The 13,308-nt window shown below is 56.7% G+C and carries 11 protein-coding genes; 6 read left to right on the forward strand and 5 right to left on the reverse strand.

Annotated elements, in window-relative coordinates; all coding sequences use genetic code 11:
- The first annotated feature begins 83 nt into the window (after positions 1–83).
- Positions 84–1,757: a diguanylate cyclase gene (locus AB5Y83_RS07560; RefSeq protein WP_368174942.1), complete on the forward strand. Its 1,674-nt coding sequence runs from the start codon at positions 84–86 to the stop codon at positions 1,755–1,757.
- Here AB5Y83_RS07560 and AB5Y83_RS07565 read toward each other — a convergent pair.
- Positions 1,754–1,885, reverse strand: a complete 132-nt coding sequence (locus AB5Y83_RS07565; RefSeq protein ID WP_019445201.1) for a hypothetical protein — start codon at positions 1,883–1,885, stop codon at positions 1,754–1,756. The two genes, AB5Y83_RS07560 and AB5Y83_RS07565, sit on opposite strands and share 4 nt — an antisense overlap.
- A 330-nt stretch (positions 1,886–2,215) precedes the next feature.
- On the opposite strand from AB5Y83_RS07565, the gene AB5Y83_RS07570 reads away from it, so the two are divergent.
- The 3 genes from AB5Y83_RS07570 to AB5Y83_RS07580 all read left to right on the forward strand — a co-directional run bounded on the left by AB5Y83_RS07570 (position 2,216) and on the right by AB5Y83_RS07580 (position 6,492).
- A complete protein-coding gene (locus AB5Y83_RS07570; RefSeq protein WP_127008721.1) occupies positions 2,216–2,812 on the forward strand; it encodes an OmpW family outer membrane protein in 597 nt (198 codons plus the stop codon).
- A gap of 222 nt (positions 2,813–3,034) precedes the next feature.
- Entirely contained in the window at positions 3,035–5,014 is a 1,980-nt protein-coding gene (locus tag AB5Y83_RS07575) for a methyl-accepting chemotaxis protein (RefSeq protein ID WP_213390503.1), read from the forward strand.
- 8 nt (positions 5,015–5,022) lie between these two features.
- Complete coding sequence (locus AB5Y83_RS07580; RefSeq protein WP_257688022.1) at positions 5,023–6,492, forward strand: ABC transporter substrate-binding protein; 1,470 nt, start codon at positions 5,023–5,025, stop codon at positions 6,490–6,492.
- Between the two features lie 73 nt (positions 6,493–6,565).
- Here AB5Y83_RS07580 and AB5Y83_RS07585 read toward each other — a convergent pair whose 3' ends face one another.
- Positions 6,566–7,366 carry a GNAT family N-acetyltransferase gene (locus AB5Y83_RS07585; RefSeq protein WP_368174943.1) on the reverse strand — a complete coding sequence of 267 codons (801 nt, stop codon included), beginning with the start codon at positions 7,364–7,366 and terminating at the stop codon, positions 6,566–6,568.
- 329 nt (positions 7,367–7,695) lie between these two features.
- Between AB5Y83_RS07585 and metF the strand changes: the two genes are divergently transcribed.
- Positions 7,696–8,586, forward strand: a complete 891-nt coding sequence (metF, locus tag AB5Y83_RS07590) for a methylenetetrahydrofolate reductase (protein ID WP_005340191.1) — start codon at positions 7,696–7,698, stop codon at positions 8,584–8,586.
- A 69-nt stretch (positions 8,587–8,655) separates the two neighbouring features.
- Here the strand turns inward: metF and AB5Y83_RS07595 are convergent, their stop codons facing one another.
- Together AB5Y83_RS07595 and AB5Y83_RS07600 are read right to left on the reverse strand one after the other, a co-directional pair.
- Positions 8,656–9,720, reverse strand: coding sequence for a DUF3103 family protein (locus tag AB5Y83_RS07595; protein ID WP_021231648.1), 1,065 nt, complete (start codon positions 9,718–9,720; stop codon positions 8,656–8,658).
- Positions 9,721–9,842: 122 nt separating this feature from the next.
- A complete protein-coding gene (locus AB5Y83_RS07600) occupies positions 9,843–11,018 on the reverse strand; it encodes a benzoate/H(+) symporter BenE family transporter (RefSeq protein WP_368174944.1) in 1,176 nt (391 codons plus the stop codon).
- Positions 11,019–11,137: 119 nt separating this feature from the next.
- Between AB5Y83_RS07600 and AB5Y83_RS07605 the strand changes: the two genes are divergently transcribed.
- Entirely contained in the window at positions 11,138–11,707 is a 570-nt protein-coding gene (locus AB5Y83_RS07605; RefSeq protein WP_107682186.1) for a helix-turn-helix domain-containing protein, read from the forward strand.
- 16 nt (positions 11,708–11,723) lie between these two features.
- On the opposite strand, the gene AB5Y83_RS07610 is transcribed toward AB5Y83_RS07605, so the two are convergent.
- Entirely contained in the window at positions 11,724–12,920 is a 1,197-nt protein-coding gene (locus AB5Y83_RS07610) for an NnrS family protein (protein ID WP_368174945.1), read from the reverse strand.
- Between the last annotated feature and the right edge of the window lie 388 nt (positions 12,921–13,308).

Raw genomic sequence — 13,308 nt, forward strand, 5'->3', positions numbered from 1 at the left:
ATAAAAATCGGGAGCATAGGGAGAAGCTCGTCAAGTGGTGCGGGCTTGGCATCTCAGCGTCATGGTAATGGATATATCGGGTTATGGTTCAGGCTCCGCGCACGATTGATCATCAGTTGGCTTACTCCATGTTCCCCATCTGGCTGGGGGCGATCCTGCTATTGCTGGTTCTGTTGGCATGGGCCCAGATCCCGGCTGCCAGCCGGATTGAAGAGCAGCGAATGAAGGAGCATCTGCTGCGCGTGACCAAGGCGGTGCAGGCGGATGTGGCAGCTCTGGATGCATTCAGTCGGGATTGGGGCATCTGGGATGACAGTCACCGTTTTATGGACAACAAAAGCAGGGGGTACATCGAATCCAACCTGTTCAGTGATATGCCGATGCGGGATTTTAGTCTCAACCTGATGAGTTTTATGGATCTCACCGGCTACGAAATCTGGACGCGCACCCTGCTACCCGATGCGCCGGGGGTTAATCCGGATCAGTTTCCCTACTTCCTTGATGAACTGAAAAAGCAGTTAAGGGCGCGCTCGGTGGCGCAAGGGGGCATCAATCTGCACGGGATCCGTGCTTCCCAGTGGGGGCCGCTGATGTACTCGTGGCAGCCGATCAGAACCAGTGACGAGTCGGCACCGTTCAACGGTTTCTTGCTGGTTGTACGTTGGCTTGACAAGGCCTATCTCGAGCAGGTATCGGAGCGTACCGCGCTGCCTCTGGCGATTTCCCACGCCAATCTGGATGTCACCGCTACCTTCAAACCACTGAAACCGCAAATAACGTATCGCCTGATCGACCTTGGGCTCACCCGGCTCAGGGGAGAGGTGCGACTGCTCAACAGCGATAACCAGCCGGTGCTGACTCTGGTGATTGAGGAGGAGAGAAAGATCTTGAGTGGCGTCATGGAGGGGGCGCTCTGGACCTTTATCGGTATGCTGTTTATCAGTTTTATCTGCGTCATGATCGCCATGTACCGGCTCAACAGCATTGTGCTTACCCCGTTGCAGCAGCTGGTGTCGGCGCTGCAACGCTTTGGCGATCGGCCAGATGCCACCTTGATCCCCTATATCGACAGCAGCGCCGAGATGGCGACCCTGAGCGGCAAGTTCAAGGAGATGGCCAGCAAGGTCAGTCAGCAACACGATGATTTGTTGGAAAAATCCAGCCAGATGGAGATGGCTGCATTCACCGACCCCTTGACCCGTTGTTTCAATCGTCGCTATCTCGATGGCTGGTTGCAGGCCAACCGGGCCAAACCTTGTCTGTTATTGCTGCTGGATCTGGATCATTTCAAGCGGATCAATGACCGCCTTGGCCATGACATCGGGGATCTGGTGCTGAAACAGTTGGCGGGTCTGCTGCGCAAGGTGGTGACAGGGGAGCGCGAGCCGATCATCCGGCTGGGCGGGGAGGAGTTCTTGTTGCTGCTACAAGTGGATGACGAGCAAGAGTTGGCGCTGCGGGTCGAATATCTGCGCCAGCGTGTCGCTCAGCATCGCTTTGGCAGAGAGGATGCACCACTCTGGTTGACGGTGTCGCTGGGGTTCTGCCGCTATCCGTTGCACCCGGAGTACCCGGATTCATTCTGGAGTCACAGCTTCAAACTGGCGGACATGGCGCTGTACCAGGCCAAAGTCGGCGGGCGAAATCGGTGGTTTGGCTATGCTGGTCCCCTCTCTGCGGAGGGCATGGGCCAGACTCCGGAACAGCTTGCCGAAGGGGGGAATATCACCCTGCTGCACTCTGTCAATCCGGATTAACCCTGCCGTACCAATACCAGATAGGCCAGGGCGACAATAAAACCGAGCAGGATAAAGAGAAAGGATCCGATTCCCCACACGGCCGCGAGAAAGGCCCCCACCTTTTGCCATTTCGACTCATTTTTCATAAATAAACCATTACTTCCCAGTAACTTGTGTGGCGCAAAAAATACGCTGATTTGCCCATATTAACAACAATTAATAGCCACTCTGCCGCGCAATAAGATGTGGTTTGCTTGCTTCTTTTGGCGCTGGATGCGGGTAGTTACAACCTGTCGAAACAGGCATTTCGGCTTGTTGTCTGGGGACTCAACGAGATTGGGATGGCGCGCAAAGATGTCACACCAATCGATTTATTTCTGTGCAACCTTTGCTCCAAGTCAATAACTTTGCATTTACAAGGGCATATAGTCAGCGGGCTTACAGCATCAAATGAAAACAAAAAAAGGGATTACGTGATGAAAAAATTACTTCCTCTGATGATTGCCGCTGCAGTGACCTCTCCTTTCGCCATGGCCCATCAGGCTGGTGATATTCTGGTTCGTGGTGGTTTGGCATTTGTATCGCCGCAGGAAAGCAGCACGCCTGTAGAGCTGGAAATTAATGACAACATGCAATTGGGATTGACTCTCTCTTACATGATTACTGATAACTGGGGTGTCGAATTGCTGGCCGCAACCCCTTTCTCTCATTCAGTCAAACTGGGTGGCTCTGAAGTTGCCAAGATCAAGCATCTGCCGCCGACTCTGATGGGTCAGTACTATTTTGGCGATGCCCAGAGCAAGGTTCGCCCGTATGTTGGTATTGGCGTGAACTACACCACCTTCTTTGATGAAGAGGGCCGTGGTGCATTGGCCGGGACCGATGTCAAAGTCGATGACTCCTGGGGTGTTGCCGGACAAGTTGGTATCGATATGGCGATCACTGACCGCTGGTTTGTCAACGGTTCAGCCTGGATCATGGATATCGATACCGATGTGCATACAGCGATTGGCACCATTAATACCAAGGTCGACCCGATGGCCTTTATGGTGGGTGTTGGCTACCGCTTCTAATGATTCTGACTGCGGTTCTGAACGGATCGCGGAAGATAGCAAAGTACGTCTCTTTCAGCCCGGCTTGTGCCGGGCTTTTTTCGTATGGCTGATTTTGTCTGTACTGTGATCCAACCCGATACAAATCAATTAAATACCTGCCGCTTTATTTCAGTTATTCGCCACCCCTGCCGATAGTGACTATGTTCACTTTACCTTCCCCCAATGAGTGAGGATGTCTCCATGGGTTTATCTATCGTGCAGCGGATCATCGCCGGATTCGTGTTGATGCTGCTGTTGCTGATCCTGCTTGGTGTGATCAGTACCTTTAAAATCAAGGGTATAAATGACGGCCTCTCTGCCGTATCTGACCGGGCAACCCCGCTGGTAGTTGCTGTCGCAGGTCTCAAGGGGGCACTGCAGGATAGTAACCGCTGGGTGCTGGTCTACCGCACCAGTGAAGATGCCGCCCAGTTGCCGCAGCTGGCCAATCAGTTCAAGGAGCAGCAGAACCGCTTCGCCCAGCTGAGTCAGGAGATGGGTAAATTTACCGACGTAGCGGATGCTCGTGCCCGCTTCCAGCAGGTCGAGAGTGCTACCACCCAATTTTATGGCTTGGCGGATCAGGTGTTGGCACAGCATCGACAGTGGGTCAGTGCGCTGGATCAGCGCCACAAGCTGGAGATGGAATTTATCCGCCTTGAGGATACCTACCAGTGGGCGGCGGATTTGCTGCTGCAACAGACCGCCAGCAAACGCTCCATGCGCAACAAGGCGGAGCTTATTACCTCGGGTATCGCCCGCGACCTGAAGAATATCCGTCGTGCCGATGCCAAAACCGACCTGAACGAGCTGGAAAAGGTACTCAGCAAGGATATCGAGATGGCCCGCAAGCGGTTGGAGCGGGTGCTGGTGCCCGATGATGTGAAAGCGCGCTTTGTCTCCAATCTGGATCGGATGCAGGAGCTGGCGCTCGGCGCTCAGGGCTTGCTGGCGACCATGCGACAGGCTCAGCAACTGGCGCTGTCGCTGGCCACGCAAAATCAGCAGCTGGATGCCAGTCTGGTCAACAGCCTCAATTTGCTCGATGAGATGGGCAAGTCTGCCGGAGCCATCGCCAGCGATAGCCGGATCAATGCCGATGCAGCGGTCAGTAGCGCCAGCTTCTGGATCCTGGTGGTTGCCGCGATGTCTGCCGCTGCCGCACTGGTGATCGGCTATACCACGGCGCGCAGCATTCAGCGCCCGTTGCAGATGATCAACAAGGAGCTCGATTACATGGCGGCTGGTGACATGACCCGCCGCATCAACTACCGCAGCAGTTGCGAATTTGGCAGCCTCTCTCGCTCCATCGATACGCTGGCGGGCAAGACCGGTGAACTACTATCTCAAATCAATGCGGGCTCCCGTCATCTGGTGGATGAGGCGAGCCGCGCCGCCGAGATCAGCGAACGGGCCATGTCCCGGGTACAGGAGCAGAAGAGCCAGACCGATCAGGTGGCTGCCGCCATTACCGAGCTGGAAGTGAGTGCCACCGAGGTGGCCCGCTCTACCGATGGCACCAAGCGGGAAGTGGATCTGGCCGATGAAGAGGCGCGCAATGGTCGCCAGAAAGTGGCCACCACTCGCCGAATCACCGAGCAGCTGGCTGGCGCCATGGAGGAGGCTGTCGGGATCACCTATAAGCTTGGGGAATTCAGCAACAACATCGGCAGCATTCTCGATGTGATCCGCAGCATTGCCGAGCAGACCAACCTGCTGGCGTTGAACGCCGCCATCGAAGCGGCTCGTGCTGGCGATGCCGGTCGCGGTTTTGCGGTGGTGGCCGATGAGGTGCGGGCACTGGCCAATCGCACCCAGACTTCGACCGAAGAGATCCAGGGGATGATTGAGAATCTGCAAAGCTCCAGCAAGCATGTGGTTGAAGTGATGGGGCGTAGCCAGGAGCAGACCCAGAGCTGTGTCGAGCAGACTCGCGAGATGGATGTGGCGCTGCAATCCATTGCCGATCGGATGGGTGCCATCAAGTCGATGGCGGATCAGGTGGCCCATGCCGCTCAGGAGCAGATCTCCGTCAGTCAGGGGGTCGCTCGTCATATCGCCGGTATTGCCGATGTGGCATACGAGACCGAGCGGGAGGCGCGGGAATCCGCCAGCAGCAGCGAAGTGCTGGCCGACCTGGTCGCCAAACAGCAGCAATTGATCGCACATTTCAAGGTCTAGGAGGGCTTATGTCTAAAAAGTGGATTGGAGCCCTGAGTCTCCTGTTGTGTGGCCAGCTGATGGCCAGCGAGCTGGTGATTGAAAGCTGGCGAACCGATGACAAGGCGTTGTGGGAGCAGAAGATTATCCCTGCGTTTGAAGCGGCGCATCCCGGCATCAAGGTGAGTTTTCATCCGGTGCAGAACGTCAACTACATGCCCACTTTGTGGGAGAGCCTGAAAGGGGGCAAGGCGGGGGATCTTATTACCTGTCGTCCGTTTGATGACTCGCTCGCCCTGTTCAAGGCTGGCCATCTGGCCGAGCTGACCGAAATGGCGGGGATGGAGAACTTCCCGAGTTTTGCCCAGTCACCGTGGCAGACCGATTCCGGTGCCCAGACTTTCTGCGTGCCGATGGCCTCGGTGATCCATGGCTTCTTCTATAACAAGAAGATCTTCAGTGAGTTGGGGCTCACCTTGCCGCAAACCCGCGACCAGTTCTTCGCCGTGCTGGACAAGATCAAGGCCGACGGGCGTTATGTGCCGCTGGCCATGAGCGGTTCCGAGAGCTGGGTTGCCTCCGAACTGGGGTTCCAGAACATTGGTCCGAATTACTGGAAGGGAGAGGACGGCCGTCTGGCACTGATCGGCGGGCAGGAGCGGTTGGACAACCCGCAATATGTGAAGGTATTCGACGAGCTGGCCCGCTGGCGTTCCTACCTCGGTGAAGGTGGCGAGAGCCGCGATTATGCGACCAGTAACGAGCTGTTCACTTCGGGCAAGGCCGCCTTCTACGTGGCGGGGTCCTGGGAAATTGCCCCCTTCACCGGCAAGGTCGATTTTGGCGTCATGCGTCCGCCGGTGGCCAAACAGGGTGATGGCTGTTTCTTTACCGACCACACCGATATCGGTATGGGGATGAATCCGGCCAGTAAGAATAAAGAGGGAGCAATGGCTTTCCTGCAGTGGCTGACGACGCCGCAATTTGCCGAGCTCTATACCAACTCGCTGCCGGGATTCTTCTCCCTCTCCAACCACTTCTTCGATGTCACCAATCCGGCGGCCAAAGAGATGATGGAGTGGCGCGATCAGTGTGACTCGACCATTCGGGTGGCGACCCAGATCCTCTCCCGTGGTACGCCCAAGTTGGGGGATGAGCTGGCCGAGGTGAGTCAGGCTGTGCTGCTTGGCAAGATGGAGCCCAAGGCTGCCGCGGATCGACTGGAAGGTGGCTTGAAGGGTTGGTATGCCCCTCATCAGGGCAATAAGGCCAAGAGCGCGGATTGTCAGTGTGATGCGGTTGCCCCTGCTCCTGTTTCGGCGCCGACGACTGAGGTGTCCGCAGCTCCCGCGACCAGTGAAACATCGGCCGTGGTGTCACCGGCTGTGACTCCCGCAGAACCCGCATCAGCGGCCGCTGCCCCATTACCGGCGCCGTCGGATGAGGTGGAGCAGGCGCTCTCCAACGAGCTGGAGGCGCCACAGCAGCCACAGCAATAGGTCATCGGCATCAATAAAAACGGGAGGTATCAGCCTCCCGTTTTTTTATGGCTCGTGGCCAGCATGTATCGCTTTATTGTGCTTCGTGGGGCCAGCGGCAGAGGCTGCCGATGCGGGCAACCGGGGCAAACCCCAGAGAGCGGTAAATGCGCTGGGCATGGTAGTGCTCGTCAGCCACTATGATTAGCTGCTTGGCGCGGGATAATCCTGCGCGAGCCACTTGACTCAGCAGCTGGCGGCATAACCCCTGGTTGCGCCACGCATGGTGCGTGCGTACCAACTGGAAGCGCCCAAGTGTGCCGCAGAAGAAGAGGCCACAGCTGGCGACCAGTTGTCCCTCTTTCCAGATCCCCCACCAGTCCCCGAGACCATCGGCAATCATGGCCTGATAGAGCGCCTGGCGGGATCGCAGATAGGGGAGATAGCTCTGTTCCGAGTGTCCCTCATCCCGTTCATTGAGTTCGAAGTCGAGCCACTCAGGCCAATCAGCAGTAGTGAAGGTGCGTGCCTCAACCTTGTTCATGTCGTCGTGAGGAGGTGGGCAGCTCTGTTCATCCAGCGCCAGTACCACGCACTCCATATATTGGTATCCCGTTGCGACAAAACCGGCGATCCGGCTGTTTTGCCCGGCGGCCAGTGGCCATTGGAAGGTGCGGTGGCGCACTCGAGGATCCTGGCCGATCAGCTGATCAAATGTGGCTTCCAGCCAGCCTTTGTCACGGTCGCTGGGTGGGTTGGGGAGTAGCAGGTAGTTGCCGAAGTAGTAGTCGGGAGCATCCGGCGTGCGAACCGCCCAGAACTGATCGTGCTGAACAACCTCGCCCTGATAGCGATCGAACAGCAAGTCGGTGGCAAAGCCGGGGTGGGTATCCATGATGGTGCTCCTGCAAAGACTCATTCTGTTATCGGCAGGAGTGGGAAATAGATGAAAAGGGGCCGGAGAAACCTCCGGCCAAACAATCACACGCAGATTCAGAACGTCCAGGACGATCTGCCCCCATCATAACTCGACTGGGGCAATTTTGGGATGGGCACTTTTCGGTTACGTACCGTTAATTTTGTAAATATGAAGTTCGTCAGATCGGATGTGAGGTAAATCTCTGTTGACTTTGTGTCGTTTTGCCCATAAATATAAAGACGTTTAGACGTCCAAACATCCGTTTTGACGTAGACAGATGGATTGCAGGACAGGGAGAAGAGCATATGGGATTTCACAGTGCACGTCAGGTTGAGGCGCTCAACCAGAGCTTGGCAGATTTGAATGGCGATATATCGGTCAGTTTCGAGTTTTTTCCGCCCAACAGTGAAGGGATGGAGAATACCCTCTGGCAGTCCATCGAACGGCTGAAAGTGCTGGAACCCAAGTTCGTCTCCGTCACCTATGGCGCCAACTCCGGCACCCGTGATCGCACCCACAAGGTGATCAAGGACATCAAGGAACGGACAGGCCTGATTGCCGCGCCGCACCTGACCTGTATCGATGCCAGTCGCGACGAGCTGCGCACCATCGCCCGCGACTACTGGAATAGCGGTATTCGTCACATCGTGGCTCTGCGCGGTGATTTGCCGCAGGGGTTGGAGAAGCCGGATATGTATGCCACCGATCTGGTTGCCCTGCTCAAGTCAGAGGCCGACTTCGATATCTCGGTTGCCGCCTATCCTGAAGGGCACCCGGAGGCCAAGAGTGCGCAATCCGACCTGCTCAACCTCAAGCGCAAGATCGATGCCGGCGCCAACCGTGCTATTACCCAGTTCTTCTTCGATGTGGAAACGTATTTGCGCTTTCGGGATCGCTGCGCCGCGATCGGTATTGATGCTGAAATCGTGCCGGGGATCCTGCCGGTCTCCAACTATCAGACCCTGGCCAAGTTTGCCGGTTTTACCAACGTGAAGATCCCACGCTGGATGCATCAGCGTTTCGAGGGGCTGGATAACGATCAGATGACCCGCAATCTGGTGGGGGCGAGCATCGCCATCGATCAGGTGCGCGTGCTGAGTCAGGAAGGCGTGAAGGATTTCCACTTCTATACCCTGAACCGCTCCGAGCTGACTTATGCCATCTGCCATACCTTGGGGGTTCGTCCCAAGGGTTGACCGGTGGTCACCGCGATAAAAGCAAAAAGCCAATGAGTTGCTCATTGGCTTTTTCGTTATGGCCGATTATCAAGGTCTGGTCGGGGCGATCTCTTTTGGCTCAAGATCGATAACCGCATTACCGGCAGCCCCCGGATACTGGCGATAGACCTGATCCTGCTCCAGTGTGTAGAAGGTATCCAGATAGTCGTCGTTGTTGGTCATCCAGGAGTCGGGCAGTGCCTTGACGATGCGACCGCCGAGATCGAGGAAGGGCAGGGCTTCCGGCACGCCACCCGCAGTAAAGCCGAGTTTGAGAGCTTCAATCAGCAGGGCGCTCAGCTCCTTGTAGTTGACGTTGTCATCCTGCTCCATCATCACCACATCGACGGCACCCCAGCGATAGCGATCCCAGTAAACCAGGATCTGGTTGGGGGTGTAGTCTGTGTTGTCATAGTCGAGGTAGGGCATGTCGACAATATCGACTACTGGCTCATCCCGGCTGGGATTAACCCCTGCGACCACTGCATACACTTCGGCTGCGCCGAGCAGCCAGGGCTCCTGATCATCCTTCAGTCTGATCTTTTTCAGGATACTGGTCTTGAGTGGCGCCGTGCTGGCCGCCACTCGCGGAGCGCTTTGCAGATCAGCATCTGCCAGCGCCTTGCGCATTACCTTCAAGCCTGCGTTTTTGGCTTTGACGGGATCGGCTTCGACTACCAGAACCGGCCGGGCCGGTGCCTTGTCCACATCCAGATAGACGGGATTGCCAGCGCTGTCGAACGCTTCAATGGCGCTCCAGCTCTTCTCATCCCCACTAGGAACATAGGCGACCAGCGGTTCGACGCCCTGTTGCAGTGCGGCGGCCTGATCGGTGTTGGCCAGTCGCAACTGCATCAGTTGCTTGACCTCGCCATCCAGTCCTTGCCGGCTGATGGCCGCCTGGTTGGCATCGCTCGCCTGCCGTTTAAGCCGTGGACTGGCCTTCTGCAGCAGGTTGGGAAGCGGGCTCTGGTATTGCTGATTGCTCAGCAGGGGCAGCAGGTTTTTCTGCTGAAGTGCGAGCTGGCGAGCCAGCTCTCGATCCGTATCGGCAGCCTGGACGCTCGTAGCACCCAGTATGGCCAGTAGTAACAAGACAGCCTGATTTTTCATTTTTATACTCCGTTGTATGGAACCTGACAGGGCACCATGTCCGGGAAGATTGGTGCCCTGGCACCACTAGAAGGAAATTAGTTTCACTTGTGAATCATTTTATCTGGATAGTGTGCAGAGGCTCACGATTTGAGGTTCAATTGATTCCTTTGTCGATATGATTGGAACTGATAGATAGCCAGACCAATCAGCAGACCCCAGCAGGCTGCCGCGATGCCGAGCAGGCTGATCCCGGACGCGGTAATGATAAAGGTGAGCAGCGCAGCTTCTCGCGCTTCATCCTCTTGCAAGGCAGAGTGCAGGCTGCTGCCGATGGTGCCTAACAGGGCCAAACCAGCGACGCAGGTGACAAGGGCTGCCGGAAAGGCGCTAAACAGGGCTGCGACGGTCGCACCGAAGCAGCCGGTCACGAGATAAAAGCAACCCGCCCAAACCGCAGCAGGCCAGCGGCGCTTGGTATCCGGGTCGACCTCTTTTCCCATGCAGATGGCGGCAGTGATGGCGGCCAGATTGAAGGCATAGCCGCCAAAAGGGGCGAGCAGCAGGCCAGTCAGGCCGGTCCAGCTGATCAGCGAGGAGGTGGCAGGCTGATAGCCGTGGGCTCGCAAGATGGCAATTCCCGGCATGTTTTGCGATGTCATGGTGACAATGAACAGCGGCAGCGCGATACCAAACAGAGCATCAAGGGAGAAGGCAGGCCATGTCCAGACCGGGCTGGCGAGTTGCCAGTGAAGGGTGCCCATTTGCAAATCCCCCCGCACACTGCAGATCAGCATCCCCACTCCCAGTACCAGCACCATGGTATAGCGGGGCCAGAGATGACGCCCCAGCAGGAAGGTCAGCAGCAGGGTGCCAAGCAGCAAGGGGTCTTGCGGGGCGACCTTGAATAGATCAAGTCCGAATCTGAGCAGTACGCCAGCCAGCATGGCGGCGGCCAGCGGAGCCGGGATATGTTTCATCAAACGGTTGAACCAGCCGCTGATGCCACACAGAGTGATCAGCAGGGAGGAGATCACAAAGGCGCCGATCGCTTCCGCCAGAGTGAAGTTGCCCAGCGTGGTGATCAGCAGTGCCGCGCCCGGTGTGGACCAGGCGGTTAGTATGGGTATGCGGTAATAGAGAGAGAGGCCGATGCAGCTCACCCCCATGCCGATCCCCAGCGTCCAGAGCCAGGAGGCGATTTGAGCAGTATCAGCACCTGCTGCCGTGGCGGCCTGGATGATCAGGATGACGGAACTGGTGTAGCCGACCATCACGGCGATAAAGCCTGCGACCAGATGGGGGAGTGCGAAGGGCATGACTCTTCCTCTTGGCGTTGTGACGCGCTGTGCGTTATTACGTACAATACAGCTTTGACTATATCGCTGTGCGCTATAGCGCACAAGATGCATCGTGCAAGAGTAATAAAGAGGCAGTTATGCAAGAGATGAGTCAGCACCTGGCTGCTCGACTGAAGGGGCTGCGCAGCGAGCGCGGCTGGAGCCTGGATGCCGCCGCGCGCGAAACGGGGGTCAGCAAGGCGATGCTGGGGCAGATTGAGCGGGGAGAGTCCAGCCCAACGGTGGCGACGCTGTGGAAGATAGCCACCGGGTTTCGAGTCTCCTTTTCCAGTTTCATTGAGCCCATACCCGCTGCGCAGGCAGAGGTGCTCTATCGCACCGCCGATGCCATTCGCCAGCAGCCAGCGGGAGAGGGCATGCAAGTGGCACCGCTCTTCCCTTATGAAAACCGGTTTGGTTTCGAGTTGCTTGAGCTAACCCTGTTGCCGGGTTACCAGCGTGAATCCGAGCCCCATGAGCCGGGAGTGACCGAGCATGTCATCGTCATCAGCGGCATGATGGAGGTGCTGGTGGAAGGGGAGTGGCGCTCACTGGAGCAAGGAGAGGCGGTGCGTTTTGCTGCCGATCGTCCCCACGGTTATCGCAATCTCGGCATAGCCCCGGCTATTTTCCACAATTTGATCCACTATCCGGTGGCAACACCCTGAACACGTTCCGTAGTCATCAACCCGGACGACCATCTGCTCTGGGGCGGATCAGTATCGGGATATAGACCCAGACAAACAGACCATAGGCAGCGATCCAGGCAAGAGCGCTGAGGTTCCAGCCATGCAGGGTATAAGCAGGCCAGAACAGCGGAATCGCCACCCGCATTGTAGCGGCAGCGATAACCAGGGCGAATGCGCCAGTGATCCTGCGTCCTACCTGCAAGGCCCGACCGCTATGGCCGAGGGAGACTCGCGCAATCATGCCCAGAATCATGGTCCCCATACAGCCTGCGCTGAGCAGGTGACTGGCCATTGACAACGTGATGGGCAGATCCGCGCTATGTACCGCAAGGGCGAACAGGCCAAGAGGGATAAACAGATAAGCGAGATGGAGTGACCACAGCAGGGGATGCGCAAGGGTCGATGGCAGATGCCAACGCAGTTGCCGCCACAGATGCAAACTCGCCGCCACTATATATAAAGGTACTATGTATATGCTGGTGACCCATTGGGTGGGGAGCAGCAGCCAGCAGAGCAAGATAAGCCACAGTGTCGCGAGCGCCGCCCGCTCCAGCCAGAGCTGAGGTGCAGCTTTATCCTGACCGGTTGCTCGGGCGGTGAAGAACGGAATCACCCTTCCACCCATCACGGCGATCAGGGTGGTAAACAACAGCACTGTGGTGATCAATAGGTGCTCAACGGTGGTCCAATCGGCCTGCCATAACCAGCTGGCACCATTAAGCAAGGTCAGTATCAGCAACAGGGGCACGAAGAAGAGGTTGCGCCATTGCCGGGTTATCAAGATAGGCTTGGCAAGGAACCAGGTGCAAAGCGGCAACCAGAGCAGGTCTGCCGCCATCAGGAGCGTATTATCTTCACCCAGCCAGGGTAACAAGGTCCTTGGCAACATCCACAACCCCACCACCATTGCCAATGGCCAGCTTCGAACACCGGGATGGGCCGTCCAATTCTGCACCGCGGTGAGCAGAAAACCCGCGACGATGGCGGCCCCGAAACCAAACAGCATCTCATGACCATGCCACCAGATCGGGTTGGCAATCCCGAGCAAGGTAAGCCAACCGTTGAGCTGCCCCAGCCAGAGCAACATGGCGACGGCAGCAAACAGAGCCCCGAACAAGAAGAAGGGTCGGAATCCCAAGCGGAACAGCGGGACGATTTGCTCTTCCTTATGGCTATCGAGGATTTGATGCATGAGGGCATTCCAATTAAACATTTGAGATGGCAATTATAAAATTGGCTTTTCAAATGTTCAATTTAAATCCGGCAATAGTCAGAATTGATGTCATTTCGAGCAAAAAAAGAGGTGATTGCTTGATATCTGAGCGAACGAACTTTTTTGCTGAAAAAGCCCTTGTCATCCCGGCGCGGCTCCCTATAATGCGCCCCTACCAGCACGGCGGAACACGCCAAACTGATGAGCCAGCTTCCTAGCGAAGCCGGCGCCGAAAGAAAAGCGAAAACAATCGCTTGACTTTCGAAGTGAGGAGCGTAATATGCGCCTCCTCAACGCGACAAGCGTGACGCTCTTTAACAATTTGAATCAAGCAATCTGTGTGGGCACTCACAGCATCGAACATCAA

The sequence above is a fragment of the Aeromonas sp. R5-4 genome (genome assembly GCF_040908215.1).
GTDB lineage: Bacteria > Pseudomonadota > Gammaproteobacteria > Enterobacterales > Aeromonadaceae > Aeromonas > Aeromonas veronii.